Source organism: Pseudomonas peli, from assembly GCF_050563605.1.
GTDB lineage: Bacteria > Pseudomonadota > Gammaproteobacteria > Pseudomonadales > Pseudomonadaceae > Aquipseudomonas > Aquipseudomonas peli_A.
This window is the reverse complement of sequence record NZ_JBNXUH010000001.1, coordinates 61,759-87,235: the sequence shown is the minus strand read 5'-3', so window position 1 is coordinate 87,235 and position 25,477 is coordinate 61,759. Positions and strand designations below refer to the sequence as shown.

The following is a 25,477-nucleotide window of genomic DNA, read 5'->3' as shown; positions in this document are numbered from 1 at the left end:
GGCTTACGCTGGCCACTTGTAGGAGCGGGCTTGCCCGCGATGCTTTTCCGCATCCCACATATCGTGTGCGCGGCATATTTGTGGGAGGGGCTGGGCGGCACTCCGCTTTAGCCGCGATGCTTTGCTGTTCGGCATTGCACCGCATGCGCTGATGGCTTGTGTTGCGCCCCCTCGGGCGCCTCACTTTTCTTTGCTCCCGGAGCGCCGGCCGGTACAAAGAAAAGTAAGCAAAAGAAACACGCCCCGGCATCCGGCCCCGCCTGCGGCAGGGTACGTTCACGCCATCATTGCTCCAGGGGCCCGACCGGATGCGGCCCACTGACGAAGGGCCATCCCTGGCCCATCTCAGCTCTCGCGGCATCCATGTCGCTCAACCCCCTCCGCAATGATTCTGTTCACCCTCCTGACGGGGGATTGTGCGCGCGGCTGAAAGTGTGTGGTTTCTGAGCTGGAAAGAACTAAAAAGCGAACGGGAAAGAGACGTTTATTGTTATTCGCAGAACAAAAGCAAATCCGTCCCTTAACGGCCTTCTTTACGTGCGCTCATCTTTTACAGTCGCGGCATCAAGTAGCTTTTGTAGGCTCTCATTCGCTAAGTCTACGTTGCTCGCGAGATCGTCCAGATTTCCTGGCCGGGACAAAAACAGAATAGCGCCCAGAATTTTGTCCGATTTATCCGTCGATTTTTGCAGGATCTCTTCTGCCTTTTCTCTATAGAGAGGGCCAAATTTTTTATTGATTACCCAGTCTCTATCTTCAGGGCTTAAACCATATTCTCTTCTGTTTCTTGGCATAACCCTCAAGCCTCGAATTACACATAATGTTGACGTGAACGGCACCGCTGGTTGGGCATACGCTCGATGGAATGGTTAGTCGTCTCGAGTGGCACTGAGGTGTAGTGCTATTGCGATGACCATGTTCCAGAAAATGTACGACGGGATAACCCACTGTGGCGCGAACAGTGCGTCTTTCCAGTCCATTGTTCTGAAGCACATTGCGAACGGAATGCTGCCTAGAAACCCTGCAAAAGAAAGCAGCATGAAGTAGCGAAAATATTGCCGAGGCTGGATGAGGCGTGGAACGAGAAGCCCAAGTATCGCCCCGCTTATCGATCCCGCGGCGACAAAGGAAAGCCAACCGCCGATCCACCAGCCAAAGCCTCCGACAGCGAATGCAGCAACCCACGCGAACACGCCTATGCCGAGCGCAGCCACTGCGCGACCGGGACTGACCCAACGACTATGGGGAACGAGAAGCAAGGCACCGAAGATAATCCCCGGCAAGATCCAGGCAGGAATTTCCGATACAACATCTTTATCAAGAAGGCCTAACGGACCAACTGCCCAGGCAAGAAGTCCAGCCACAAAGGCCAGCCCAAGCTTAATAGACAATGAAGTTTTTATGCCCTTAGCAAGGCCTCTATGCATCAGCACGCTCCAGTGATGCCTAACGTTTGGTTGGCCCCCGCTGCGTGAACTACAGAATGGCCAGGGCGATAAAGCCTATACGACTTGTTATGCGCCATATACGCGAAGCAATTCAGTCACAAGAATACCGTTAATCAGCATGCCATCTAGATTGGCGTCAGTGATTGCAACGTTGCTTAAGTCGACATTGTGGAATGTGGCCCCTGCTAACGAAACGTCGGCGAACGACGAACCGGCAAGGTTAACGTCAGTGAATTTAGCAAGTTCCAGGTTGACGTCTTTAAAGCTCGCCTCCGTTAGTGAAGAGGCCTCAAATTTCGATGAGTTTATAGTCACTGTTAGCTCTCCATGCTTGGTGTTTAACGTTTGATTATTGGCCGGGCTTTAGCCCGTCCCAGTGAGCGAAGCGAACTATTTGAATAAGTTGTTATGTGCGCAGCACGCCGATATTTTCATGTATATCGTGTATTGCTGCTTTTAGTACCTGTAGGCAAATTTTTGCAGTGTTTTCGCGCGGAGTGAAGCCAGATGACATTTGCTCAAAAGGGTGAATGTAGTTCCGGAAGTCTCGAAGGCAATGGCTAAATTTATAAGTGTCATGCTGCAGAATGGATAGCTCTTTTGCAACATAAATAAAGTTGCTTAGGCTCCAATCCTGGAACTGCTTTACCTTTCCTGAGCTATCTTTTGGCGCAGCCTTAGAAATATTGAAGTGACGTGGATATTGAATTGCCAAGCCAAGAAGAATACCTTCTAACGAGCTGCCTGCTAAAAGGATAACGGCAAGCGGTGATGAGGCCGAAAAGCATTTTTCGATTTCTCTAACTCTGTGTTCTAGTACAGTTACTACTGGGCCTTCCAGTCCTAGGCCTTGGACAGATATATTTGAAAATTCTCGGTTAAGAAAAGTGTTTTCTTGGTCTGGCGCTGCGGGTTCTTCGACTTCTACTTTATCTAAGCGTTTGAATGAGATTTCTGCGCCATCTCGGATGATGCGCCATTTGTCGAAGGCAAGGTACTTGTTGAATTCATTTATAAGGTCGTTCAGCTCCTGAATGCGGTCGATAAAATTTATTGGCGCAAAAAGCTGCTTAATGCACTTATCAAGCTCCGGTGTTCCATTGATTCTAGACAGTCGCTCGTCGGTATACATCCAGCGAGATGGGAAACCTTGGCCATAGGTGTCGCTGAAACCGAATTGATTGAAAAATTGAACTATCTTTGGCCCTGATCGATATTCAGTGCGTTCATTGATCATGTCTCTCAGGTTTTCGAGTGTTTTGGTGGAGAGGATCATGATTCACCAATTTTGATTGTGTTCATAGCGTTTGGTTAAGGGCCGGGCTTTAGCCCGTCCCAGCGAGCTGGTTTGAACCAGTTGTTACATTCAATCAACCGAGCTTTCCTTCTGCTCAGTAAATTCTTTTTTCAGTATTGGTGAAAATGCTACAACCTTGTTTAATATAGATGCGCCAATATCCGAAATGTCTCTTGTGCTTTTCGCAGAGCGGAAACTAACGAGTTCGCTGTTAATTTCTTCAAATGCATCGTCTGCGGCGTTTCCTTCTGTGGCGGAAAAGTAATCTCGCAGTGACTTTAGCTTATGAATAAATTCTAAAGCCACTTCAGCATCAGCGCTATGATTTATTCCTGCAAGGCTAGACGGTTTGGATGAGCCGTACTTGAGGAATGTTCTTTTAGTCGACTCTATGTAAACTTGAAGCTCAGAAAGCTCTGAAGTTTTGCGATGATTTATTAGCTGGTCTTTGATTCTTTTCGCCAACTCAGCTGCTGACTTAGATATACCTGCTTGTTTCCACGCGATCCATGCGCCATAGAAAGATGCAATTGTTCCTATTATGGACAGTGCTGCCATTGCAATATCCATTTATGCCTCCATTATTGAGGCGATTTGCTCATTCGTTAGGTCGAAATCATATTCCTTCCAAATCGTGAGCATTCTTCTGTACATTTCAAGTGTGGGGTGGTGGCTATTAAAGTAAGGGTGTTCTTTTCCATACTTTAGCTCTTCAAATCGATCAAGCTCTATAATAAAGTATTGAACGTACCCCATTAACTCTGTTTCATTATTTCCATCGAAGCCGCGGAACTTAAGATTTTCAGGAATTTCTTCGCCGTCATGCAATCGTTGCCATGAAAAAGTGATTGACCGATACATATCAAGGATGTCCAGAACTTCCTTACATTGCTCTTCTGACAATCCGTCATTGATATTTTCTGTTAGCCAGGAATAATGAAGCTCATACCCATTCTCAAGAGCTTTTCTATTTCTTGAATAGTAGTCAGCCTCTTCAGGGTATAATTTTTCTAAGATAAGCAACTGATTTATTAATTCGTATCTCTTAAGCTTGTCCATGGTTTCTCTTGATAATTTAAATAGTAATTATGCGACGCGCATGTCGCGGTATGTTTCGCATAAATTTCTTGGTCATCTGCTGATTCTGTGCTGGGTGTTCTTAGCAACGCGACAGTACTTAGAGGTAAACGCGACAGCCCGAGCTACTGGCGAAATGCTGGCAGGCATGAGCCAGAAGCTAGTTCATTCATGCTGAGGCTGTCCATGGCGGGAATGCGGACACGCTTTGCCTTGGCTTTTTCCGTCACCCACCAAAACACCAGCCGCGCGCCAAGTCCCCGTCAGGAGGCCGAGCGGAGGTGTTGCGTAGGGGGACGAGCCGCATGGATGCGGCGAGAGGCGTAATGGGCCAAGGATGGTCCATGTACGCCGGCCCCCGGAGCGGCACCGGAGAGAGGGAAGTTGAGCGCAGCGAAACCCGGATGCAGGGGCGCATTCTCTTTGGTTACTTTCTCTTGTGCGCAGCAAGAGAAAGTGACGCGCCCGAGGGGGCGCAACACGAACCATCAGCACACGCGCTGTAATGCCGAACACGAAAAGCGCCCTCTCCCCCGGCCCCCGCTCTAGCGGGCGAAGCAGTGCTTCGCTTTTCCCGCTTTCGCCCCGTGAACGGGAGAGGGGAGCAAAGCGGCCTCAACTCCACAATTCCCCCACCGGCGTATCCCCCGAATACCGTGTCGCCACCTGCGCCTGCAGCAACTCAGCCGTTGCCAGCGCATCAGTCAACGCATGGTGCGCCTGGTACATCGGCAGGTTGTAACGCAGGCGACTGTCAGCCAAACGGATCGACACCGGCTGGCGGCCCAACAAGCGGCCCAACCAGCCCGGCTGGCGCTTGGGATACAGGCGCGCCTCTAGCTGCATGGTGTCGATCACCGGGAACTGCAAACCCTCACCCAATTGCTGACGCAGCGCCTGGTCGAGAAAGCTGCGCTCGATATTGCGGTAATGCACCACCATCACCTTGCCGGCCATGGCGGTCAGCAGCTCGTCGAGTATCTGCCCCAGGCGCGGCGCATGGCGGATGTCCGAGTGGGTGATGTGGTGGAAGGTCACCGATTCGCCGCTCAGCTCGCTGGCCGGTTTGACCACCCAGTAGCGCGCGGCGCCGCAGCGGATGCGTTGCAGGCTGAAAGGCAGCAGGCCGAGGCTGACGATGGCGTGCTGATTGGCGTCCAGGCCGGTGGTTTCCACGTCCAGGGCCAGCAGCGGCACCTGCTCCAGCGGGGTATCGGCGGTTACGCAGCCGGCCTGGTAGAAGGCTTGCAGGCGTGGGTCGCGGGCGTTGGCGGCAAGTTCAGTAAAGCGCGCGGCCCAGTCCAGTGGCGCGGTGGGCGCCGTCACAGGCTTTGGCCCGGTTGCGCGGGGTAGCGGAAACGCAGGAATTTCTGCGCATTGCTAATCACCTGAAAGGCTTCCTTGAGGTTGTGCCGATCACTGGCGGAGACTTTTTCCGGCTCGATGTAGTTGTTTGGCTGCGCGCCGTCGGCGGCGGCCATGGCCTGGTGGCGGGCGCGTACCAGGCTGAGAAATTCCAGGGCGTAGCGCAGCTGGCTGATGGCTTCGGGCTGCAGCAGTTTGGTTTTGCCGATGGCGTCGAGGCGCTCCAGGGAGTTCTGCGCCTTGCTGCCGCAGGCCAGGGCGTGCACGCGGATCAGGTCGGTGAGCGTCGCGGTGCCACGGCCCTTGAGGTTGATGATGTTCTTCTGCTGGCCGTCGGTTTCCATCACAAAGGTGCGGAAGAAGCCCAGCGGAGGCGTGCGGTTGAGGGCGTTGCGCGCCAGGGCGGCGAGGAAGGCCGGGTTGCTGCTGGCCTTCTGCGCGAGCAGGTCTTTGAGGTTTTCCACCAGTTCGATCTCGCCATACACGCCGTCGAGGTCGAAGAAGATGCAGCTGTGCAGCAGGGTTTGCGGCTTGGGCTGGTCGATCCACTGGCTGAAATAGCCGCGCCAGACGCTCAGCGGCTGCCGCCACTGGGCGTTGCTGGCCATGATGCCGCCCTTGCAGTAGCTGTAGCCGCAGGCGGCCAGGCCGTCGCTGACAAATTGGGCGAGGGCGGCGAAGTAGCCGTCATGCTGCGCCGGGTCGAAGCGGTCATCGAGCACCAGAGCGTTGTCCTGATCGGTGACCAGCAGCTGTTCGTCGCGGGCCATGGAGCCGGCGACCATAAAGCAGTAGGGCACCGGCGGCGGGCCGAGTTTCTGTTCGGCCAGTTCCAGCAGGCGTTGGGTAAAGGCGCGGCCGATGCCGGCCATGGCGCTGCCGACCATATGCGCGGTGGCGTGCTCGTTGACCATGCGCACAAAGGTTCCGCGCAGATCCGCCAGCAGGCTCTGCAGGCCGGCGACATTCGGCTGGTTGAAGATCGAGTTGACCAGGTACAGGCTGCTCTGCGACTCGTAGCGGATGATGTCGCTGAGGTTGATCAGGCCAATCGGCCGGCGGCGCTGCACCACCGGCAGGTGATGGATGTTGTGGCGCAGCATGCACAGCATGGCCTCGAACACGCTGTCATCGGCCTGCACGGTGAAGGGCTCGGGGGTCATCACCTGGCTGACCGCGGTGCTGCTTGCAAGCCCGGCGGCGAGCACGCGGGTGCGCAGGTCGCGGTCGGTGAGGATGCCGACCATCGCCGCACCGGGCGCATCGCCTTCGACAATCACCAGCGAGGACACGCTCTGTTCGGTCATCAGCTGGGCCGCCTGCTGCACCGGTGTATCCAGGCTGACGCAGACCGGCGGACGCGAGATCAGTTTGCGCACCTTGAGCTGGATCAGCTCGCTGGCCTGGCCCTGGCTTTCCACCGCGGATTTCAGCCGCGACTGGCCTTCGGCCTCTACGAATTCGGCAAAGCCGTCGTGCTCTTCGCACAGCTGGGCGAACAGGGTGGCGGGGATAAAGTAGATCAGACTGTCTTCAATCGCCCGCGCCGGAAAGCGCACCTTGTTGCTGCGCAGCAGGCCGGCCTGGCCGAAGATATCGCCCTCGCTCAGGCGGTTGTACAGCTCGCCGTTGCGCCGGTAGATTTCCACCGCGCCGCTGCGCACATAGTGCAGCTCATGAATCGCCGCACCGTACTGGAGAATGTCGCTGCCGGCCTTGAAGTAGGCCACCTCGACCTGCCGGGCGATGGCGTCGAGGTTGTCCTCGGGCAGCGCATCGAAGGGCGGGAAGCGCTGCAGGTGGTCGCGGATCTCCAGTAACTCGATTTGCATGGGGTGCCTCGCAGTAACAGGCACTAGAGGATACGGCGATTGCCAGGGGCTGTCCGCCCTGCTGGCGTTACTGGGTGTGCCGGCAGGCGCGGTCGGTGGCGGCTATGGTGTGAGGTGGTAAGCGGATAGCGCAGGCGATCAGCGGGTTTTTATCAAGGAGTGGCTATGCAAGGGGTGGGATTCTGGGCAGTGCTGGCGCTGCTGTTGGCGCTCGCTGGTTTGACGATTTATTACTACAACCGCCTGGTGTTCAACCGCGCGCGGGTGGCCGAGGCCTGGAGCGGTATCGACGTGCAGCTCAAGCGCCGCGCCAGCCTGATTCCGGCGTTGGTCGAGTGCGTGCGCGGGTACATGAACTACGAGCAGGACACCCTGCAGGCGTTGGTGCAGGAGCGCATGCGCGCGGTGCAGCTGGCCGATTCGCCACTGGGCGAGCGGGCACCGGTGGAGGCGCATCTGGGCACTCAACTGCGCCAGCTGTTTGCCCTGGTCGAGGATTACCCGGCGCTCAAGGCCGACGGCCAGTTCCTCGACCTGCAGCGCAATATCACTGACGTCGAGAACCATATCCAGATGGCCCGGCGTTACTACAACGGCGCAGTGCGCGAGCTGAATGTGCTGGTTGAGTCGGTGCCGAGCAATCTGGTGGCGCGGCCCTTTGCTTTTACCCAGGCGGAGTACTTCAGCCTGGATGACCCGCGTGACGCCCAGTCGCCAAAAATGGAGTTTTGACATGCTGCGAGTGCTGCGTTTTGCCCTTTTGAGTCTGTGCTTGCTGCCGCTGTGGGCAACTGCCGCCGAGGTGATTGAAGACTTTGCCGTGACCCTGCAGGTGCAGGCGGATGGAAATCTGTTGGTGACCGAGCGGCTTACCGTGCAGGCCGAGGGCGAGCAGATCAAGCGCGGTATCTACCGTGATCTGCCGGTCAGTTATGAGATGGCGCTGGGCTTGCACAAGAGTGGGCCGATCACGTTGCTGGGCGTGACCCGTGACGGCCAGGTGGAGAACGTGACCACCGAGCGCAACGGCGCCTGGGTGCGCTATTACATTGGTTCGGCGGACCACCTGCTGCAGCCGGGGCGCTATCAGTACGAGCTGCGTTATCGGGTCGAACGGCAGCTGTTGCATCACGCCAACAGAGACGAGCTGTACTGGAACGTCACCGGTAATCAGTGGGTGTTCCCGATTCTTCAGGCCTCGGTGGAGGTCCAGCTGCCGCCGGGCGCGCGGATTGGCGATTTGGCCGCCTATACCGGAGCAGACGGTGAGCAGGGCAAGGCGTACGAGGTGGTCGAGCAGCGCGACGACTACCTGCGCCTGGTCACTACGCAAGCCTTGCCGGCCTATAACGGCCTGACGGTTGCCGTGGATTGGCCGGCGGGCCTGGTAGCGCGGCCAGGTGCGGTGCAGCGCCTGGGTTATCTGCTGCTGGATAACCTCGGTCTGTGCCTGGGCGCGCTGCTGTTGGTCGGCCTGGTGATTTTCTATCTGCGCGCCTGGGATCGGGTTGGCCGCGACCCTAAAAAAGGTCTGATCATTCCACTGTTCGATGCGCCGCAGGGCATGAGCGCGGTGCAGGCTGGCTACCTCTGGCATCGCGGGTTGCGTGGCGACTACGACTCGGCGCGAGTGCTCAGTGTGTGCTTCACCGATTGGGCCATACGCCGGCTGATTCAACTGAAGGACAGGCCCAGGGCCGATGGCTTTGTGGTCACCCTGGGCGCTGCGCAGCCTGATCAGCCGCCGGCCAATGAGCGTGAGCCTTTGGCTTTGTTGTTTCCCAAAGGTCAGGACAGCAAGCCACTGGTCCTTGGCGCTCGCTACGAGCGCCGACTGGTGGCGGCTCAAGAGCATGTGATCAACCACCTTAAGAGCGAGGGCAAGCACTGGTTCAGCCATAACCGCGGCATCTGGGCTTGGGGGCTGTTCTGGGCGATTGTCGCCTGTCTGTTGATGGTGTTTGCCGGGGCCCGCGGCGCGGACGAGATGGCCGGCGGATTTGCGGGTGTGATGTTTACCTTGGGCTTTGGCGTGCCGTCGCTGTTTGTGCTGCGCATGGCCTGGCAACAACCCACTTGGGGTAAGAAGATCGGCCTGAGCCTGGCAGGTTTGATGTTTATCTGGCCGGTACCGATTGGCTTGTGGATGCTCAGCGAGGCGGCGTCCGTGCCGGCCTTGCTGCTGCTCTGCATGTATGTGCTGGTGGTGGTGCTGTTTTATTACCTGCTGCCGGCGCCATCGGTCGAAGGGCGGCGTTTGCTCGATCAGCTGGAAGGCTATCGCGACTACCTGCAACTGGCGGAAAGCGATGCCCTGGCGCTGGCCGGCAATGCCCCGGCGATGAGCATCGCGCTGTACGAAAAACACCTGCCTTACGCCATGGCTTTGGGTGTGGAAGACAAGTGGAGTGCACGCTTTAGCGCGGCGCTGGCCAGCGGCCTGATCGACCCGGCGCAGCGTGACTATCAACCGGAGTGGTACCACAGCCGCAGTAGCTTCAGCACCCCGCTGGCCATGAGCGCCGCTCTGGCGGCTGGCCTGAGCAGCGCCACGGCACTGGCCTCATCGCCGCCATCGAGCAGTTCATCGGGCGGTGGCGGTGGTTCATCCGGGGGAGGTTCGTCCGGCGGAGGCGGTGGTGGCGGGGGGGGCGGTGGTTGGTAGAGCGCGGTTCGGCTCGGTGGCGCATGCTTTTGTAGGAGCGGGCTTGCCCGCGATCACGGTCAATGCAACAACATCGCGGCCAAGGCCGCTCCTACGAGGATGGATTAGCGTCGTCTGATCGCGGCCAAGCGTTCGGGCTTACGGCTTGCGAGTTTCCTGCAGCTTGGCCAGCAAGGCTTCGCTTTTCGCCAGCTGCTCGGCTTCGCTGAGTTGCGGGTTTTCCAGCACGCTGTCGAGCTGTTCGATCAGCTCGCTCTGCCGGTTGATCCGTTCATCCAGCTTCTCCAGCTTGCGCTGGTTGTGCCAGCTCCACAGGGCCAGGGCGCAGGCGGCCAGCACCACGGCTACCAGCACGATAATCGTCAGGGTGTTCATCGCGGCTCCAGAGTTTTGCGCATCAGCATGCGCGGCAAGTTAACAGCGCCGCGCGTCACCGTCTGTGCCTGCAGCACAGAAAATCCCTGACGAGCAAAAAACGCCTGGGCCACCAGGCTGGCCTCGGTATGCAGCTCACGCACACCCGCCATCTGCAGACGCTGTTCGGCTGCGGCATACAAGGCGCTGGCGACACCTTGGCGGGCAAAGCCGGGTGCGGTGAATAGCAGATCGATATGACCATCAAAACTAAAGCCGATAAAACCGGCGATAGCTTGGCCATCTTCGGCGATAAGCAGTTCAAGTGACGCTAAACGTGTTTGCCAGGCAGGCATATCCGCAGTCGCCGGCGCCCATGCTTGTCGCTGCGTTGCGTCGTAGTGCTGCGCGGTCAGTTGGCTTACCGAGGCCTGAAACAGCGCAACTATGGCTGGCAGGTCCTGGGCTTGGTAGGCGCGCAAGCTAAGGTTTGGCGTTGGCATGGCTGGCATCGAAAAGGCAGTGAGCTATGCCGACAAGCTTGCCAGGTTCGCCAGGCTGTTGCGACTAAGCCACTGCCAGCTAGGCAGGCGGAAATGCCCAGGCATATTCAGCGGTTCCACGTGAAACCCCTATGGATGCTGGCTCTCAGCCTGTTTTCGCACGCTTGGTGCGTGAGCAGGGCAGGTCATTCAGCGGCAACCGATCTTCCGTTAAACAAATTAAGTGTTATGTTATAACGCATTGCTTGCCGTGTCTGATCAATGCTGGAGTCACCTGTTATGCCCAACCGTCTTCCTGTCACTGTGCTGTCCGGCTTTCTCGGTGCCGGTAAAAGCACCCTGCTCAACGCCATCCTGAAAAACCGTCAGGGATTGAAAGTGGCGGTAATCGTCAACGATATGAGCGAGATCAATATCGATGGCAGCGAAGTTCAGCGTGATGTCAGCCTGAATCGCGCCGAAGAAAAACTCGTGGAGATGAGCAACGGTTGCATCTGCTGCACCTTGCGCGAAGACCTGCTGGAAGAAGTCGGCCGCCTGGCCCGCGATGGCCGCTTCGACTATCTGCTGATCGAATCCACCGGCATTTCCGAACCGCTGCCGGTGGCCGAGACCTTCACCTTTCGCGGCGAAGACGGCCAGAGCCTGGCCGATGTGGCGCGTCTGGACTGCATGGTGACGGTGGTCGACGGGGTGAACTTTCTGCGCGATTTCCACGAAGCCGAAAGCCTGGCCAGCCGTGGCGAAACCCTCGGCGAAGAAGATGAGCGCTCAATCACCGACCTGCTGATCGAGCAGGTGGAATTCGCCGATGTGCTGCTGGTGAGCAAGATCGACCTGATCAGCAGCCACGAGCGCGAAGAGTTGATGGCCATCCTCAAGGGCCTCAATACCCACGCCGAAATCGTGCCGATGGCCATGGGCGCCGTGCCGCTGGAGAAAATCCTCAACACCGGCCGCTTCGACTTCGAACGCGCCGCCCAGGCACCGGGTTGGCTCAAGGAGCTGCGCGGCGAGCACATCCCGGAAACCGAGGAATACGGCATTGCTTCCACGGCTTACCGAGCGCGCAAGCCGCTGCACCCCGAGCGCTTCTTCAACTTTATTAATCGCGAATGGACCAATGGCCGCTTGCTGCGCAGCAAGGGCTTCTTCTGGCTGGCCAGCAAGTACCAGGAGGCCGGCAGCTGGTCTCAGGCTGGCGGTTTGATGCGCCACGGTTTTGCCGGGCGCTGGTGGCGCTTCGTGCCGAAAAGTCAGTGGCCGCAGGATGAGGAAGGCCTGCAGGCGATCATGAAAAACTGGCAGACGCAGACCGGTGACTGCCGCCAGGAGTTGGTGTTTATCGGCCAGAACATCGACTTCACCCAGCTGACCGCCGAACTGGATGCCTGCCTGCTGACCGATGCGGAAATGGCACTGGGCGTGGACGCCTGGCAGGCGCTGCCCGACCCCTTCGGCCCCTGGCATGAGGAGGCCGCCTGATGCTGGCGCCTTTGCTGCGTCAGCCATTGCAACAGGTCAGCAGCGAGCAGATCGATGTGCTCGGCGAGGTGCTGCGCGACGAGGTCAATTTGGCTGTCTGGCAGCGTCAGTTGCCGGCGCAGATCAGCGATTTCGCCAACGTTCTGTTAGCTCAGGGCGGGCCGCTGGGCCAGTCCATGGTGCTGGAATTGGCCAGTCCGGAGAGCGAGGCGAACCTCAGTGGCCTGGTCGATGGCTACAGCGATCTGCCAGGCCAGGCGGCCTTTCTGCAGGATGTCAGCTGGCTGGTCAGCGCTTTTGCCTGCCTGTTCGACGCCAAACGCATCGGCCTGCGCCTACGCATTCTCGACAAGGCCATATGCCCGCGTTTTCACGTTGATCATGTGCCGGTACGGCTGATTACCAGCTACGCCGGGGTTGGCAGTGAGTGGCTGCAGGAGGGCGTAATGGCGCGTCGTCGTCTCGGCGACCCGGCCGCCGAACCCAGCGATGCCGCGCTGATCGAACGCGCCCAAGCCGGCCATGTACTGCTGGCCAAGGGCGAGAAATGGATCGGCAATGAGGGCGGCGGCTTGATCCACCGCTCGCCGCAACCACCGGCCGGTGAGCGTCGATTGCTCTTGACCCTGGACTGGCTGGCTTGAATTTCAGGCAAAAAAATAGGCTGCGGGGAAAGCAGCCTTAAGCACCAGAAAGGCACACCGGCGCGTGACCCGGTATGCAGGGGTGAGGTACCCAAGGCCACTAGAACATAGACAGGGTTACGCTTTGATGACGGTTAGCGCGCCATCCATACACCCTTGCTCTGCTGCTCGCAGAAGGGCTTGAGGTAGGTGGCGTCGCTGGCAACGCCGTAGTAGTGCACATCCTGCTTATAGGGTGTGCCGCCGACCGTGGCGTTGCGGCATACGCCAAACGAGCCCATCGGGCACTGCTCGACAAACTCCACTTCGACCTTCTGCCCTTTCAGCTGCGGTTGGCAGAAGCCGGTGCGGAACAGGTTGGGCGGAATGCTGCGGTTCTGCTGGCAGACCTTCACATCCAGGCGCTCGGCCTGGCTATGAACCACACAGGCTTCTCCCCAGGCCAGGCCGGACAATGTGAACAGGCTTAGCAGCAGAAAAACGCGCATCAATTGACCCTCTGAAAATATGTCGGCGACTCTAGCATGCTGTTTTTAATCAGTCTGTGTAGGGCCGCATTCTCCGATGCTGTACGCCGTTAGAATGGCCGCAGCCGAAATCTCCTTCTCGATGGACAGTGGCAAGCGCCGATCATGCTGAAAAATATCCCCACCCATGTAATTGCTGGGCCGCTCGGCGCCGGCAAGACCAGCCTGATCCGTAATCTGCTGGCGCAGCGCCCGGCTGATGAACGCTGGGCAGTGCTGATCAACGAGTTCGGCCTGGTTGGCCTGGACGCTGCGCTGCTGACCACTGATGACGACGGCATTGCCTTGGGCGAAGTGGCGGGTGGCTGCCTGTGTTGCGTTAACGGCGTACCGTTCCAGGTCGGCCTCAGCCGCCTGCTGCGCCAAGCCAAACCCGATCGCCTGCTGATCGAACCATCCGGCCTCGGCCATCCTCTGGTACTGCTCGAACAGCTGCGCGAAATGCCCTGGGCCGGGGTATTGGCGGTGCAGGAGCCGTTGCTGGTGCTGGATTCTCAGGCCCTTGCTGCGGGTGAAGCGCTGCCGGAGAGCCAGCAGGCGACGCTTAGCCGCGCCGGGCTGCTTCTATTGAATAAGGCCGAAGACCTGGATGAAGCAACCAAGGCCCGCATTCAGGCGCAGCTGCCCGCGCGCCCGATTTACTGGACCAGTCAGGGTGCATTGCCGCTCGCAGCGCTGCCCGGCTTTAGCGCCCAGGCCGATGGCGACGCTACGCCGGATAACCTGCCCACGGCAGCTGCGCCATTGCCACAACTGTGGCGCAGCCCACGCGAGCCGATCTGCCAGGTGCAACAGCAGGCAGAAGGCTGGAGCATCGGTTGGCGCTGGCATCCCAGCCAGCAGTTCGAGCTGATGCGCGTACAACAGTGGCTGAGCAGTTTGCCCTGGCGCCGCGCCAAGCTAGTGCTGCACACCAACGCCGGCTGGCTATCAGCCAATGCCCTGAATGGCCAGGCGCTGCACTGGCAAAACAGCGAATGGCGCAATGACTCGCGGCTGGAGCTGATCTTCAGCGAGGCGCAGGATGTGCCGGCGTTGCAGGCTGGGTTCGCGGCCTGTCTGCTGTGATAAGGCTCTGCTGGTCAGATTCTTAGGGGGCGGTTTTGCCAAGTGTGGGCAACTGCTGCAGGTCGTCGATGATCCGCCGGCTGTAGCGATTGACCAGCGTGGGCACGTTGTCCTGCTGGTAATGCTGCAGCGACGGCTCGATATAACGCCATTTGCGTTCAATGCTCTGCAGCAGCGCCTGTGCCTCGGGGCTTGTGTGCATCTTTTGCACTTGCTGCAGACCTTGGCTAAAGGTCTTGCTCTGCACATCCAGCGCCGGGTTGTCGCCGCCCAGGGCATTGGCTCCGACACTGTGTGCGAGGTAATCGGTAGTAAGGGTTTGCAGCTGCATGGCCAGCGCTTGGCTGGTTGTCGCCAGCGAGTCTGACGGCGCTGGGTAATAGACGCTCAAGGTGTCGCTCAGGCGCGTCAGCAGGCGGTTTAACTGGATCAGTTCGGCAATCGCCCCGCCGCTTGGGGTCTGCTGTTGCTGCAGGCTGTGCGCCATCTCCTGCAGCAGCGTGCGATACGCCGGCCATTGCTGGCGTAGCTGCTGCAGGGTATTCAGTCCGCCGCTGTCCGCTGGTGCAGCAAGCTGGTTAAGCCGTTGTTCGGTCTGGGTCACGCGCTGCTGCACCGACGCCAGGTGCGCCGGGTCGCTGTCGACTCCATAGAGCAGGTAGAAGTCGCCCAATGAGCCACTGAGATCAAGGCGTATCTGCTGCAGTTGTATGGCTGGTTGGGTGCTTGCCGCGTAGCTGTTGAAGCAGGCGAGCAGGCCTGCCAGCGCGTAAAGCAGGCGCAGGTATGGGTGATTCATAGGGTTTTCCTGAGGGGCGGCCGGGCATCTACCCGGCCGCATGGTGAGGGGTCAGGGGTAGGCATTGAACCAGGCCAGCGTCTTGCCGGGCGATGCGTCGAACCACTCATGCTGGCCGAGTGGCTCGGTGTAACGACCGGTGGGGATGCCTTGATAAAGCAGGCGGTCGTAGTACATGTCCATGCTCCACCAAGGCACCACGGCATCGGCAAAACCGTGGATAAAGTAGGTCGGTGGATGATCGGCTGGCAGGCTGTCCGGCACCGAACAGATGGGTCCGCTGCACGTCGCGTAGGAGCCGGAGTGCACCACCAGCGCCTTGAACTGGCCGGGGAAACTGACGGCCATGCGGCTGGTGTTGTAGCCGCCGCTGGAGATGCCGGTGGCGTACTTGCGCTGGCCGTTCAAGGGGCCGAAATGGCCGTTGTCGATGGCCTGAAACAGGTTGGTCAGGAAGGTGAAGTCGCTGCTGGTTTCATAGAGCGCCCCGGACAGGCCGGGGATATTGGTGTGCCAGAACAGGTCTGCTGGCGCGCTGGGGGCAATCACCGCGTAGCCGTTATCGAGCAGGGTCTTGATGGTCTTGCCTTCGTTGTACAGCTTGCCCAGCCAGGCATTGCTGTAATAAACAAAATTATCTAGCGCAAAGAACGAGCCCTGGTAGAACACCACTACCGGCCAACCACCTGGCGGCGGGGTGCCGGAAGGGCGTTGGTAGATCACCTTGCGGGTCGCCAGCACGCCCGAATTGATCCAGGTGGATTGGTGGCTGCAGCTGATCTTGCCGGGCAGCAGCAGGGTCTTCTTGCGCTCGCTGCAGGGTGAGTCTGCCCAGCTTGGGCTTGTAAACAGGCACGTCAACAGGGCGATCAGGCCCAGCCGACGCACATTTTGCTTGGCAGTAAACATGTGCTTTCTCCAGTTTCTTATTGGTTTTTTATAGGGGCGTCCTCCTGACGGTGATGGGTGATTCCCTGCATTCGCGAAGTAAATAGAAACCTGAATTCCGATTCCGTCAAGTTGACGAAGTCACGCAATCTGCCTGCTGCAGCGCGGCGATCTGTCTAGCGCAGGCCATCTACGAGAAGAAAAAATCTTTTATGGCCTGCCATCCATGGCGGCCACCCTGCGGGCCGTCGCTGCGCGAGGTTAAAAATTGCTCCAGACAATTTTTTCTGGGCTTGCCAAAAGGCGTGTTTGCTACTACTTTATCGGAACCGATGTTCCGGTTCCGATAAAGACAATACAGCAGGAGATCGTCGTGGCGACACAGAGATCAGCATGGACGGCAGGTTGCTTGGCATTGCTGGCGGCCAGCCAGGCAGATGCCTTTCAGGCGCGCTCGGGGGATTGGGCGTTGTCGTTGGATACCACCCTGTCTTACGGGGTGAATTACCGCATGGAGAGTCAGGACCGCCGCCTGATCGCCCGCGCCAACGGTGGCAGGGGCGATAACAGCGGCCTGATCAACTCCGATGACGGCAATCTCAACTTCAAGAAAGGTGAGTTGTTCTCGGAAGTGACTAAGGTGGTCACCGAGATGGACCTGAATTTTCAGGACAACTACGGCATCTTTCTGCGCGCCCGTGGCTTCTACGATTTCGAGCTGAAGGACGATGATCGCCGCCACCGCGAGATTCCCAACAAGGGCCTGGACGATGCCGGCTCCAGCGTCGACCTGCTGGATGCATTCGTCTACGGCAGCTGGACAGTCGCCGACCGCGCGCTCAACGTCCGCCTGGGCCGCCAGGTGATCAACTGGGGCGAAGGGCTGTTCTATCAGAACGGTATCGGCGCAACCAACCCGGTCGACCTCAACGCCCTGCGAGCGCCGGGTTCCGAGCTGAAAGAAGCCTATATGCCGACCCTGATGGGCTATGCCTCATTCGAGCTGAGTGAAGGCCTGTCGATTGAGGGTTATTGGCAGCCGGGCAGTGCCTGGGAAGAGACCAAGATCGACCCCTGCGGCACCTACTTCTCCACCTTGGATGTGCTGGGCGGCGGTTGTGACTATCTGATGTTGCCGCCGCTGCAGGAGCCCTTAACCGGTGGCATAGCTTTCGATAGCCCGGCAGCGGCTCAGGCCTTTGCCAACGGCTTGCCAGCGCTGCCAATCTTTGCTGATGCACGCGCTTACTTGCCGACCACCTATATGCCTCGCGGTAAAGATGTAAAAGCCGATGATGCCGCGCAGTTCGGCGTGGCCATGCGTTGGATGGTGCCAGAGCTGAACGACAGCGAATTGGGTTTCTATTATCTGCGTTACAACATGAACGTGCCGATGCTTGGCATGAGCGTAGCGCAGCTGGGGCTGGTCAATCTGCCGGGGCTCGGCCCTACGATTCTGCCCGTGGCCAATAGCGCCAACTATTACGCTGAATATCTGGAAAAGCGCCACCTCTATGGCATGAGTTTTAACACCAGCATCGGCGGCGACAGCTTCCTCAACGGTCTCTCGGTAGCTGGTGAACTCAGCTATCGGCCGAATGCGCCGATTGCTCTGGGCCTGGGTGAGTATCTACCGACTGCATTGACTGGCATGGCCCAAGGCATCGCCCCCGGCACTCGTCTCGATGGCTTCCGCGAGAAGGCCATGTGGCAAGCCTCGCTGGTTGGTATTTACAGCTTTAACGGTCTGCTCGGTGCCGACTCTGCCACGTTGATGAGCGAGGTGGTCGGCAGCCGGGTGCAGGGGCTGGAGTCGGATGTCGACTACTACGGCGCCACGTCCAGTGCCTGGGGCGCGCAAAGCAGCCTGTCGCTGACCTACAGCAACGTGTTCAACGTGGTCAATCTGGTGCCCAGCGTCAGCTATCAGTACGGCATCAATGGCGTCGCGCCGCAGCTGACCAACGGCCTGCTGGAAGAGCGTAAAAGCTATTCGCTGGGTGTCGACGCGATCTATCAGGAGTCCCTGACCGTCGGCGTCAAATATGTCGGCTACAGCGGCGGCGATTTGGCCAACAAGCTCAGCGACCGCGACTACCTCGGCTTCAACATCAAATACAGTTTCTAGGACGAGATCATCATGAAGACTTCAGGATTGTTGCGCGCCAGCCTGTTCGGCGCTCTGCTGCTGACCGCTGCGCAAGCCCAGGCCGAGGTGGATGCAGCCAAGGCTGCGCAGCTCGGCCAGAACTTGACCCCCATCGGTGCCGAGAAAGCCGGCAATGCCGCCGGCACCATCCCGGCCTGGGACGGTGGCCTGCCCCGTGATGCCAATGCCTATGATCCGGTCCTAGGCTATCGCGACCCCTACGCCGCCGATCAACCGCTGTTCAGCATCACGGCGGCGAATGCCGAGCAGTACCGTGAGCAGCTCAGCCCCGGCCAGTTGGCCATGCTCACGCGCTTTAGCGACAGCTGGAAACTCAACGTATACCCGACTCGGCGCTCGGCCTCCTACCCGGACAAGGTGTATGCCGCGGCCAAGCACAATGCGACGTCGGCCAAGCTGATCGAAGGCGGCAACGGCATCGCCGACTTCAAGCTGGCCACGCCGTTCCCGCTGCCGCAATCGGGGCTGGAGGTACTGTGGAACCACCTGGTGCGGTATCGCGGTGACAGCGTCAAACGCTACTACGCCCAGGCGGTGCCACAAGCGGGCGGCGATTACTTTATGACCAAGATCGAGGACCTGTTCCTGTTCAACGAAGCCGCTGGCGATCACAGCCAGAGCAACGGCAATGTGCTGTTCTACTTCCGTCAGTCGGTTCTGGCTCCTGCGCGTCTGGCCGGCACCGAGCTGCTGGTGCACGAGACCGTCAACCAGGTTAAAGAACCACGCCTGGCCTGGCTCTACGCCTCGGGTCAGCGCCGTGTGCGGCGCGCGCCGAACGTGGCCTATGACTCCCCCGGCACCTCGTCGGACGGCATGCGCACCACGGATAACTTCGACATGTTTTCCGGCGCGCCGGACAAGTACGACTGGCAGCTGATGGGCAAGAAAGAACTCATCGTGCCCTACAACAGCTATCGCCTGGCGGCCAAGAGCAACAAGTACAGCGACATCGTCAAACGCGGGCACATCAATCCGGATCTGCTGCGCTACGAGCTGCACCGTGTCTGGCATGTACGCGCCACGCTGAAGACGGGCCTGCGCCATCAGTACAAACAGCGCGATATGTATTTCGATGAAGACAGCTATCAAATCCTGGTGGTCGATCACTACGACAATCGCGACACCCTGTGGCGGGTCGGCGAGTCCTACACCATCAACCTGTATGACCAGCCGCTGATCTGGACCAAAGGCGATGCGGTATATGACTTGATCGGCGGCCGCTATGTCATCGGCGTGTTGTCCAATGAAGAGCCGGCCAATCAGTTTGATATTGCCTTGAAACCGTCTGACTTCACCCCAGCACAATTACGCCGGGACAGCCGACGTTAATGCTTGGCAACTTCCAGATAATTGCAGATGAGCTTGGAAAGTTCTCCGGGAATAACTTCCCGGGGAGTTTCACCAAGTGTGCCGACCATGGTGAAGTAATTCATGCTGGCCAGCAGCATATGCGCGGAAAGATCGGCGGCATGTTGCGGTTGCGGGTGGCCGAGTTCGCTCTGGCGGGCCAGGACGATGCGGCAGAAGGTCTGGCCAATATAGGCATTGAGCTGGTGGAAGCGCTGGCGAAATTGCAGGTCAGCCGAGCTGCGGCGAACCAGGGCGCGCAGCAGGCCTTCGCGACCGGCGAACAGATCGATCATGCCTTGGATAAACACCTCGATTTGCTCGGCCAGCGACAGGTTGCTGTGGCTGAGGTCGGCGACCAGCGCATCAATGGCGCTGCGGCCTTCCTCGACGAAGCGCTCATGCACGGCGTAGAGCAGCACGTCCTTGTCGCCCAGCAGGCGATAGAAGGTGCCGACCGAGGATTCGGCCAGTTGCGCAATCTGGGAAATGCCGGTGTCTTCGAAGCGATTGTCCGCAAGCAGTTCGGCAGCCGCGTTGAGGAAGCGTTCCAAGGCTTTTTTACTACGAGCCTGAGTCGGGCTGGAAATGCTGTACATAAGGAGCTCTCTATACGAAGCAGGCCGATTCTAGGTTTTTCGGCAGGATAAGGCAAACACCAACGCAATAACTAAGTTGGCAATCTGAATATATTTATTAGTTGTTTCCTGATTACCACGGCGGTTCAGGAGGACAGGTTTATTAGTGCCCCATAGTTATTATTAAAGGGAGTTTAGTTGTGCACTATATTCAATTGAAAAGTGGTCGTTGTGCTTATATTCGCAAAGGCCAGGGTATGCCAGTGCTGTTGCTGCATGGCCTGGGTTCATCCTGGCAGGACTGGCAGCCGCAAATCGAGGCGCTGTCGCGCTTTGCTGAAGTGTTCGCTCTCGATCTGCGTGGTCATGGCGCCAGCGAACCTCTACGCGGGCCGGTCAGCGTGGCCGAGCTGGCGGAGGATGTTGGCGAGTTTATTCGCATTCAGAATATTCAGGGCTGTGTGCTGGTGGGTATCTCCATGGGCGGCATGGTCGGCTTCCAGTTACTGGCGCAGCAGCCAGAGTTGGTCGGGCGTCTGGTGGCGATCAACAGTGCGCCGAGTTTCCCCCTGGATTCCTGGGCGTTGCGCGGCAAGGTGCTGTTGCGTCTGGCGCTGATCCGCCTGTTCGGCTTAAAGGCCATGGGTCGTCTGCTGGCGCGCAAGTTGTTCCCCTATGCCGAGCAGAGCGAGCTGCGCCGGCGTACTGCTATGCGTATCGGCGCGAACGATCCTGTGTCTTACCTGCATGCGATCCGCGCGATTCTCGGCTGGTCGGCGTTGCCGGCCGTTAATGGCGTCGACACCCCGATGTTGATTGTGGCCGGCGACCGTGATTACACGCCCCTGGCCTACAAACAGGCTTATGTCGCGGCGCTGCGTAATGCCGAATTGCAGGTGGTGAGCGATTCCGGGCACGCCACGCCGCTGGATCAGCCAGAGCAATTGAATGCCCTGCTGGAGCGCTTTATTCGCGGCCAGTAGTCGGGCAAAAGGTGAGTGTGGACATTCGGGCACCTACAGGTGCCCATTTTTTTGTGTTCAGCACATCCATGTGCTTCACCCCTTTGGGGCTTACGCGCAAAAACGCTCCCGGCGTTTTTGTGCCCTGCCATTGTTGGCGGGCCCCCTGCGGGCCATTGCTGAGCGAAGTCAAAAATTACGCCAGGCAATTTTTTGTGGTGCGCGCGCAGTAAACTGGCGAGCCAGATGACAGCGAGCCGGTTATGAATCTTCAACCCTGGTCCCACGACAGCAGCGCTGGCTTTACCCTGCGTGGCTGGCATACGCCGCCTTCGGGCAAGCCCGTGTTGCATTTTCTGCATGGCAACGGCTATTGCGGGCGGGTGTATACGCCGATGCTGGCGCTGTTGGCCGAGGATTTCGATCTGTGGCTGTGCGATGTGCAAGGCCATGGTGAGAGTGATCACGGCGGGCGCTTCCATGGCTGGAATCGCAGTGCCGAGCTGGCGCTGGAGGCGTTTGCTGCTGGCCGTGAGCGCTTTGCCGATGCGCCGGTGTTTGCTCTGGGCCACAGCTTTGGCGGGGTGCTGACCAGCCTGATGTTGGCCCAGCAGCCGCAGCTGTTTAGCCGCGCGGTATTGCTCGATCCAGTGCTGTTCAGCCCGGCGATGATTGGAGTGATGGCGCTGTCCGATGTGGTCGGTTTAATTCGCCGCACCACCCTGGCCAGCAAGGCGCTCAAGCGCCGCAGCAGCTGGCCGGACCGCGCCGCCGCCCACGCTGCACTGCATGGCCGTGGGATGTTCCGCGGCTGGACCGAAGAGGCGTTTGCCGCCTATATCCAACACGCGCTGAAAGACAGCGACAAGGGTGCCGAGCTGCGTTGCCGGCCGAGCCGTGAAGCCGACATCTTCAGCTCCTTTCCCAAGCGCCTATGGCCGTCGCTGGCCAAGGTGACCACGCCGACTCAGGTACTTTACGGGCAGCGCAGCTACCCCTTTGTTGCCAAGTCGGTGGCGCGCTGGTGCGCCAGCAATGCTCAGGTCAGCGCCCATGTGGTGCCAGGCGGGCACTGTTTTATGCAGGAGCACCCGGCTGACAGCGCCGCACGTGTGGTGCACTTTCTGTTGCAGCGCGACTAAGCCCGATGAGCTGCCGCGAGGATGTCTGGCTGGCGCTCTCCGAGCTGTGGCTGGACACTGAGCTGGATCAGTTGGCGCTCCGGCATATCGCCACGCGGCTGCGCGTCAGTGGCTTGAGTCTGGATGAGTTGCAGCAGATCTACGGCTATGAGGTGGCGCCGCAGGTCTGGCTTAACCACTGGGCGGTTGCCGGGGTGTGGGAAGGTTTCGAGCCGCAATGGCTGTTTGCCGGGTGCCGGAGCAATCAGTTGGGCGGGCGCTGGCACCGGTTGAAATGCCGTTTGCTGCGCCGCCCGATGACCTACGGCTGCCGCGCCGAATGGCAGCAGATCCTGGCATTTCTGGCTGATCCGGACGTCGACTAGTCGGCCTTAATGCTGCGTGCTGTTATCCGAATCCTGACGCTGACTGCGCCACTGCTGCATTTCAATCACCTTAGCGCTGGGCGCCGGCGGTTCGCGAAAAGGATGCGGAGCCAGCTCGATGCGCCCCAGCTGTTTGCCAAACAGGGTGATGCTGCCGATATGCCGCTGTTCGCCGGTGACCGTGAATTCGAAGCCATACACCCGCGCCAGCCGCTTGCGCCCGCGTGCATCGGGTAGCAAGGCGAGCCGGCGCAGGGCGACATTACCATCGAGCAATTCCACATCGGCCTTGGCGCAGTGCTGCTGTACCAGGGTCAACGCACGTTCGCGTAGGCCATGGGCATGCCACAGCCAGGCACAGGCGGTGGCGAACAGCATCAGCAGAAATATATCGAAGAGGTCGATCATGGCGGCTCCGGCGGCAGAGTGCAGAGCTTAACCGATTGCCGCACAGTTCTTGGCGCTGGGCTTGTCGCCGTTGAGCAGTTGCTTTAGCGTCCGCGCACTCCAACCCGAAAAGGAATTCCTATGCATTGTCCTGCCTGCCGTACCACCACGTTGCAACCAACCAAGCTGGATGACGGCCTGCTGGCTCACGGCTGCCCGCAGTGTTCCGGCGCTTTGGTGGCCTTGTTGTATTACCGCGACTGGGCTGAGCGCCAGCCGCAGAATGATGAGCCGCAGACGCAGGTTGCAGCTGAGGCCGCTAGCGAAAGCCAGCAGGCCCTGAGCTGCCCCAAATGCGCCAAGCTGATGAGCAAGTTCCAGATCAGCGGCACCCACGGTAACCGTCTGGATCTGTGCGGCAGCTGTGATGAAGCCTGGCTGGATAACGGCGAGTGGCAGCTGCTCAAGGCGCTGGAACTCAGTCACAAGATGCCGAGCATCTTCACCGAAGCCTGGCAGCGCAAGGTACGCCAGCAAGCTTCCGAGGAAGCACGGCGGCAACGCTTCACCCGCCTGGTCGGGGATGAAGCCATTGCCCGCGCGGACGATATTCGCAGCTGGCTGAAAGATCATCCGCAGCGCCGCGAGCTGCTGTTCTATATCGGTCACGAGTAACCCTGAGGCTGTTCGTGGAGCAGGACGCTGCATATGAATAAGTGGGCTGTTTCGGCGCTGTTGGGCCTGACGTTGTTGGTTACCGTTGGTTGGTTGTGGTCGCGCGATGAAGCGTTAAGCCCAAAGGCCAAGGATTGGCTTGAGCAGGCGGCTGCCGATGCGGGTGAAAGCCCCGCCTATTACCAGCTTATGGGGATAGATGCGCTTGCTGGTCGCGACCCGCAGATTGAAGGTCGTAAGCGTGTGGCGCTCTATCACCAGCGTTTGCTTAGCCAGGAGCCACAACTTGGTGCAGACATATCCACGCTGGCGATGCCGGGGCAGGCGTTGTGCGTGCTCGGTGCGCAGGGCTGTTTGCAGCGGTTGCGGCTAGAGCCTGCGCAACGGCAAGCGTGGTTCAGCCAGCACCGTGAACTGCTGCAGCGCTATCAGCAGTTGTTGATGCTTGATGCGCCGCATACCGTGGCACGGCCTGGTCTGGATGAGCCGATACCCAACTATGCAGCGGTACTGTGGGGTAATCGATTGCGTGCGTTGCAGGCGCTGCAATTGGCCGAAGAAGGCCAAGGTGAAGATGCTCTGGCTTTGCTGCAGGAGGATGTTCGTCTGCTGCGCGTGTGGCTGTCGAATGCCGATAACCTGATCATGAAAATGACCACCGTAACGCTCATCGCGCAAAACCTGGATGCGTTAGCGGTGCTGTATCAAGCCGGTCTGATTCCTCCGCCTGACATTCAACAGCCTTTGAGCGGTGAGGAGCGCTCGTTGTTGCGCTCCATGCAGCGTGAGTTCGCCATGGTGGCTACTGGTCTAACGGAGCTCAGATATCAGGCAAATCTCGAGCAGGAGTTGGGTGTCAGTGCTTGGCGCCTGCAGTGGGTCTACAAGCCACAGATGAGTATCAATGACAGCTTGCCGGCCTATGCCCGTTTGGCCCGTGATTCTCTTTTGGATGCAGAGGCTTTTGTCGGGGCTTTGAGTGAGCCGGCGCCCTCTGTCGTTTCGACTTGGCGGCGCGTGCGCAACCCTGTGGGGCGTATTCTGGTTGGTGTGGCGATCCCTGATTTCAGGCCTTATCTGGCCCGACTGCATGACTTAGACGCCAAGCTTGTATTGTTCAATCGCCTAGGTCGGCCGGCACGGGTGGGCGGTAATCCCTACCAGCCCAACGAGCAGCCGGTTTGGGATGATAAGCACCAACGTATGTGCTTTAACGGCCCGCTGCCGGACGCTAAGCAGGTACGTTGTCTACCCGCTAACCAGCCCTTTTAGCGCCTCACCCATCCACGCAAATACGGTTCCGCCCCTGCGCTTTGGCGTTGTATAGCTGGGCGTCCGCGCGTTGCAGCAGCTGTTGTAGCTTGTCCGGGTTGGGCGCATGCCGATGCCGAGAGTGTCTGCTAGCTCAGCTTTTTTCTTCGTTCAGGGCCTGGTAGCGCTGTTGCAGTTCGTGGCGGATCTGCCGGCGCTGCAGGGCCTGGCGCTGGCGGCGTTCGGCGTCGGCGGTGCTTGGCTCCAGAGCAGGGATCGGCGCAGGTTTGCCCTGTTCATCCACCGCGACCATGGTGAAGAAGCAGCTGTTGGTGTGGCGCACCGAGCGTTCGCGGATGTTTTCCGTGATCACTTTGATGCCGACTTCCATTGAGGTGCGCCCGGAGTAGTTGACCGAGGCGAGAAAGGTCACCAGCTCGCCGACGTGGATCGGCTCGCGGAAGATCACCTGGTCCACCGACAGGGTCACCACGTAGCAGCCGGCATAGCGGCTTGCGCAGGCATAGGCGACTTCGTCGAGGTATTTGAGCAGGGTGCCGCCGTGCACATTGCCGGAGAAGTTGGCCATGTCCGGGGTCATCAGTACGGTCATCGACAGCTGGGCGTTTCCGGGTTCCATAGCAG

Annotated in this window: 28 protein-coding genes; 12 read left to right on the top strand and 16 right to left on the bottom strand. The window is 59.1% G+C overall.

The features are described 5' to 3' along the window. Positions 1-533 precede the first annotated feature (533 nt). The 8 genes from ACQ4LH_RS00420 to ACQ4LH_RS00385 all read right to left on the bottom strand — a co-directional run bounded on the left by ACQ4LH_RS00420 (position 534) and on the right by ACQ4LH_RS00385 (position 7,019). A complete protein-coding gene (locus tag ACQ4LH_RS00420; protein WP_430695341.1) occupies positions 534-794 on the bottom strand; it encodes a hypothetical protein in 261 nt (86 codons plus the stop codon). A 75-nt stretch (positions 795-869) separates the two neighbouring features. Then, positions 870-1,427, bottom strand: a complete 558-nt coding sequence (locus ACQ4LH_RS00415; RefSeq protein WP_430695340.1) for a hypothetical protein — start codon at positions 1,425-1,427, stop codon at positions 870-872. A gap of 87 nt (positions 1,428-1,514) precedes the next feature. Then, positions 1,515-1,763, bottom strand: coding sequence for a pentapeptide repeat-containing protein (locus ACQ4LH_RS00410; protein WP_430695339.1), 249 nt, complete (start codon positions 1,761-1,763; stop codon positions 1,515-1,517). A gap of 91 nt (positions 1,764-1,854) precedes the next feature. Further along, the gene (locus ACQ4LH_RS00405; protein WP_430695338.1) at positions 1,855-2,724 is read right to left on the bottom strand and encodes a hypothetical protein; all 870 of its coding nucleotides are present in this window, start codon (positions 2,722-2,724) and stop codon (positions 1,855-1,857) included. 90 nt (positions 2,725-2,814) lie between these two features. Beyond that, positions 2,815-3,315 carry a hypothetical protein gene (locus tag ACQ4LH_RS00400; RefSeq protein WP_430695337.1) on the bottom strand — a complete coding sequence of 167 codons (501 nt, stop codon included), beginning with the start codon at positions 3,313-3,315 and terminating at the stop codon, positions 2,815-2,817. Further along, positions 3,316-3,804: a YfbU family protein gene (locus ACQ4LH_RS00395; protein WP_430695336.1), complete on the bottom strand. Its 489-nt coding sequence runs from the start codon at positions 3,802-3,804 to the stop codon at positions 3,316-3,318. It abuts the gene before it with no gap. Between the two features lie 633 nt (positions 3,805-4,437). After that, complete coding sequence (locus ACQ4LH_RS00390; protein ID WP_430695335.1) at positions 4,438-5,148, bottom strand: 3'-5' exonuclease; 711 nt, start codon at positions 5,146-5,148, stop codon at positions 4,438-4,440. After that, on the bottom strand, positions 5,145-7,019 hold the full coding sequence (locus tag ACQ4LH_RS00385; protein ID WP_430695334.1) for a DUF294 nucleotidyltransferase-like domain-containing protein: 1,875 nt from the start codon (positions 7,017-7,019) through the stop codon (positions 5,145-5,147). Before ACQ4LH_RS00385 ends, ACQ4LH_RS00390 begins: the two co-directional genes overlap by 4 nt. 165 nt (positions 7,020-7,184) lie before the next feature. On the opposite strand from ACQ4LH_RS00385, the gene ACQ4LH_RS00380 reads away from it, so the two are divergent. Together ACQ4LH_RS00380 and ACQ4LH_RS00375 are read left to right on the top strand one after the other, a co-directional pair. Beyond that, positions 7,185-7,751: a LemA family protein gene (locus tag ACQ4LH_RS00380; RefSeq protein ID WP_430695333.1), complete on the top strand. Its 567-nt coding sequence runs from the start codon at positions 7,185-7,187 to the stop codon at positions 7,749-7,751. 1 nt (position 7,752) lies between these two features. After that, positions 7,753-9,684, top strand: a complete 1,932-nt coding sequence (locus ACQ4LH_RS00375) for a DUF2207 domain-containing protein (protein WP_430695332.1) — start codon at positions 7,753-7,755, stop codon at positions 9,682-9,684. A 138-nt stretch (positions 9,685-9,822) separates the two neighbouring features. On the opposite strand, the gene ACQ4LH_RS00370 is transcribed toward ACQ4LH_RS00375, so the two are convergent. Together ACQ4LH_RS00370 and ACQ4LH_RS00365 are read right to left on the bottom strand one after the other, a co-directional pair. Further along, positions 9,823-10,059: a hypothetical protein gene (locus tag ACQ4LH_RS00370; protein ID WP_430695331.1), complete on the bottom strand. Its 237-nt coding sequence runs from the start codon at positions 10,057-10,059 to the stop codon at positions 9,823-9,825. Continuing rightward, positions 10,056-10,541 (bottom strand): GNAT family N-acetyltransferase, encoded by a 486-nt coding sequence (locus ACQ4LH_RS00365; protein ID WP_430695330.1) that lies wholly within the window; start codon positions 10,539-10,541, stop codon positions 10,056-10,058. The genes ACQ4LH_RS00370 and ACQ4LH_RS00365 overlap by 4 nt, the downstream gene beginning before the upstream one ends. Positions 10,542-10,820: 279 nt before the next feature. Between ACQ4LH_RS00365 and zigA the strand changes: the two genes are divergently transcribed. Beyond that, positions 10,821-12,026: a zinc metallochaperone GTPase ZigA gene (gene zigA, locus ACQ4LH_RS00360; RefSeq protein WP_430695329.1), complete on the top strand. Its 1,206-nt coding sequence runs from the start codon at positions 10,821-10,823 to the stop codon at positions 12,024-12,026. Next, entirely contained in the window at positions 12,026-12,670 is a 645-nt protein-coding gene (locus ACQ4LH_RS00355; protein WP_430695328.1) for a DUF1826 domain-containing protein, read from the top strand. The genes zigA and ACQ4LH_RS00355 overlap by 1 nt, the downstream gene beginning before the upstream one ends. A gap of 134 nt (positions 12,671-12,804) precedes the next feature. On the opposite strand, the gene ACQ4LH_RS00350 is transcribed toward ACQ4LH_RS00355, so the two are convergent. Then, on the bottom strand, positions 12,805-13,158 hold the full coding sequence (locus ACQ4LH_RS00350) for an NADH:ubiquinone oxidoreductase (protein WP_430695327.1): 354 nt from the start codon (positions 13,156-13,158) through the stop codon (positions 12,805-12,807). A 144-nt stretch (positions 13,159-13,302) separates the two neighbouring features. Here ACQ4LH_RS00350 and ACQ4LH_RS00345 point away from each other — a divergent pair, with 144 nt between their 5' ends. Continuing rightward, positions 13,303-14,265 (top strand): CobW family GTP-binding protein, encoded by a 963-nt coding sequence (locus ACQ4LH_RS00345; RefSeq protein WP_430695326.1) that lies wholly within the window; start codon positions 13,303-13,305, stop codon positions 14,263-14,265. 22 nt (positions 14,266-14,287) lie between these two features. Here ACQ4LH_RS00345 and ACQ4LH_RS00340 read toward each other — a convergent pair whose 3' ends face one another. Together ACQ4LH_RS00340 and ACQ4LH_RS00335 are read right to left on the bottom strand one after the other, a co-directional pair. After that, positions 14,288-15,064, bottom strand: coding sequence for a hypothetical protein (locus ACQ4LH_RS00340; protein WP_430695325.1), 777 nt, complete (start codon positions 15,062-15,064; stop codon positions 14,288-14,290). A gap of 51 nt (positions 15,065-15,115) precedes the next feature. Then, positions 15,116-15,973 carry an extracellular medium-chain-length polyhydroxyalkanoate depolymerase gene (locus ACQ4LH_RS00335; protein WP_430695324.1) on the bottom strand — a complete coding sequence of 286 codons (858 nt, stop codon included), beginning with the start codon at positions 15,971-15,973 and terminating at the stop codon, positions 15,116-15,118. A gap of 352 nt (positions 15,974-16,325) precedes the next feature. Between ACQ4LH_RS00335 and ACQ4LH_RS00330 the strand changes: the two genes are divergently transcribed. Together ACQ4LH_RS00330 and ACQ4LH_RS00325 are read left to right on the top strand one after the other, a co-directional pair. Beyond that, complete coding sequence (locus ACQ4LH_RS00330; RefSeq protein WP_430695322.1) at positions 16,326-18,080, top strand: DUF1302 domain-containing protein; 1,755 nt, start codon at positions 16,326-16,328, stop codon at positions 18,078-18,080. 12 nt (positions 18,081-18,092) lie between these two features. Further along, the gene (locus ACQ4LH_RS00325; RefSeq protein ID WP_430695321.1) at positions 18,093-19,454 is read left to right on the top strand and encodes a DUF1329 domain-containing protein; all 1,362 of its coding nucleotides are present in this window, start codon (positions 18,093-18,095) and stop codon (positions 19,452-19,454) included. Here the strand turns inward: ACQ4LH_RS00325 and ACQ4LH_RS00320 are convergent. Continuing rightward, positions 19,451-20,071: a TetR/AcrR family transcriptional regulator gene (locus tag ACQ4LH_RS00320; protein WP_430695320.1), complete on the bottom strand. Its 621-nt coding sequence runs from the start codon at positions 20,069-20,071 to the stop codon at positions 19,451-19,453. The two genes, ACQ4LH_RS00325 and ACQ4LH_RS00320, sit on opposite strands and share 4 nt — an antisense overlap. A 179-nt stretch (positions 20,072-20,250) precedes the next feature. On the opposite strand from ACQ4LH_RS00320, the gene ACQ4LH_RS00315 reads away from it, so the two are divergent. The 3 genes from ACQ4LH_RS00315 to ACQ4LH_RS00305 all read left to right on the top strand — a co-directional run bounded on the left by ACQ4LH_RS00315 (position 20,251) and on the right by ACQ4LH_RS00305 (position 22,519). Then, positions 20,251-21,033 (top strand): alpha/beta fold hydrolase, encoded by a 783-nt coding sequence (locus ACQ4LH_RS00315; RefSeq protein WP_430695319.1) that lies wholly within the window; start codon positions 20,251-20,253, stop codon positions 21,031-21,033. A 242-nt stretch (positions 21,034-21,275) separates the two neighbouring features. Continuing rightward, the gene (locus ACQ4LH_RS00310) at positions 21,276-22,154 is read left to right on the top strand and encodes an alpha/beta fold hydrolase (RefSeq protein ID WP_430695318.1); all 879 of its coding nucleotides are present in this window, start codon (positions 21,276-21,278) and stop codon (positions 22,152-22,154) included. 5 nt (positions 22,155-22,159) lie between these two features. Next, positions 22,160-22,519, top strand: coding sequence for a DUF7079 family protein (locus tag ACQ4LH_RS00305; RefSeq protein ID WP_430695317.1), 360 nt, complete (start codon positions 22,160-22,162; stop codon positions 22,517-22,519). A 6-nt stretch (positions 22,520-22,525) separates the two neighbouring features. Here ACQ4LH_RS00305 and ACQ4LH_RS00300 read toward each other — a convergent pair whose 3' ends face one another. Then, positions 22,526-22,927: a DUF3301 domain-containing protein gene (locus ACQ4LH_RS00300; protein WP_430695316.1), complete on the bottom strand. Its 402-nt coding sequence runs from the start codon at positions 22,925-22,927 to the stop codon at positions 22,526-22,528. 120 nt (positions 22,928-23,047) lie between these two features. On the opposite strand from ACQ4LH_RS00300, the gene ACQ4LH_RS00295 reads away from it, so the two are divergent. Both ACQ4LH_RS00295 and ACQ4LH_RS00290 read left to right on the top strand, forming a co-directional pair. Further along, positions 23,048-23,581 (top strand): zf-TFIIB domain-containing protein, encoded by a 534-nt coding sequence (locus tag ACQ4LH_RS00295; protein ID WP_430695315.1) that lies wholly within the window; start codon positions 23,048-23,050, stop codon positions 23,579-23,581. 60 nt (positions 23,582-23,641) lie between these two features. Then, positions 23,642-24,853: a hypothetical protein gene (locus tag ACQ4LH_RS00290; protein ID WP_430695314.1), complete on the top strand. Its 1,212-nt coding sequence runs from the start codon at positions 23,642-23,644 to the stop codon at positions 24,851-24,853. A gap of 133 nt (positions 24,854-24,986) precedes the next feature. On the opposite strand, the gene ACQ4LH_RS00285 is transcribed toward ACQ4LH_RS00290, so the two are convergent. Then, positions 24,987-25,472 (bottom strand): acyl-CoA thioesterase, encoded by a 486-nt coding sequence (locus ACQ4LH_RS00285; RefSeq protein ID WP_392539189.1) that lies wholly within the window; start codon positions 25,470-25,472, stop codon positions 24,987-24,989. Positions 25,473-25,477: the final 5 nt, after the last annotated feature.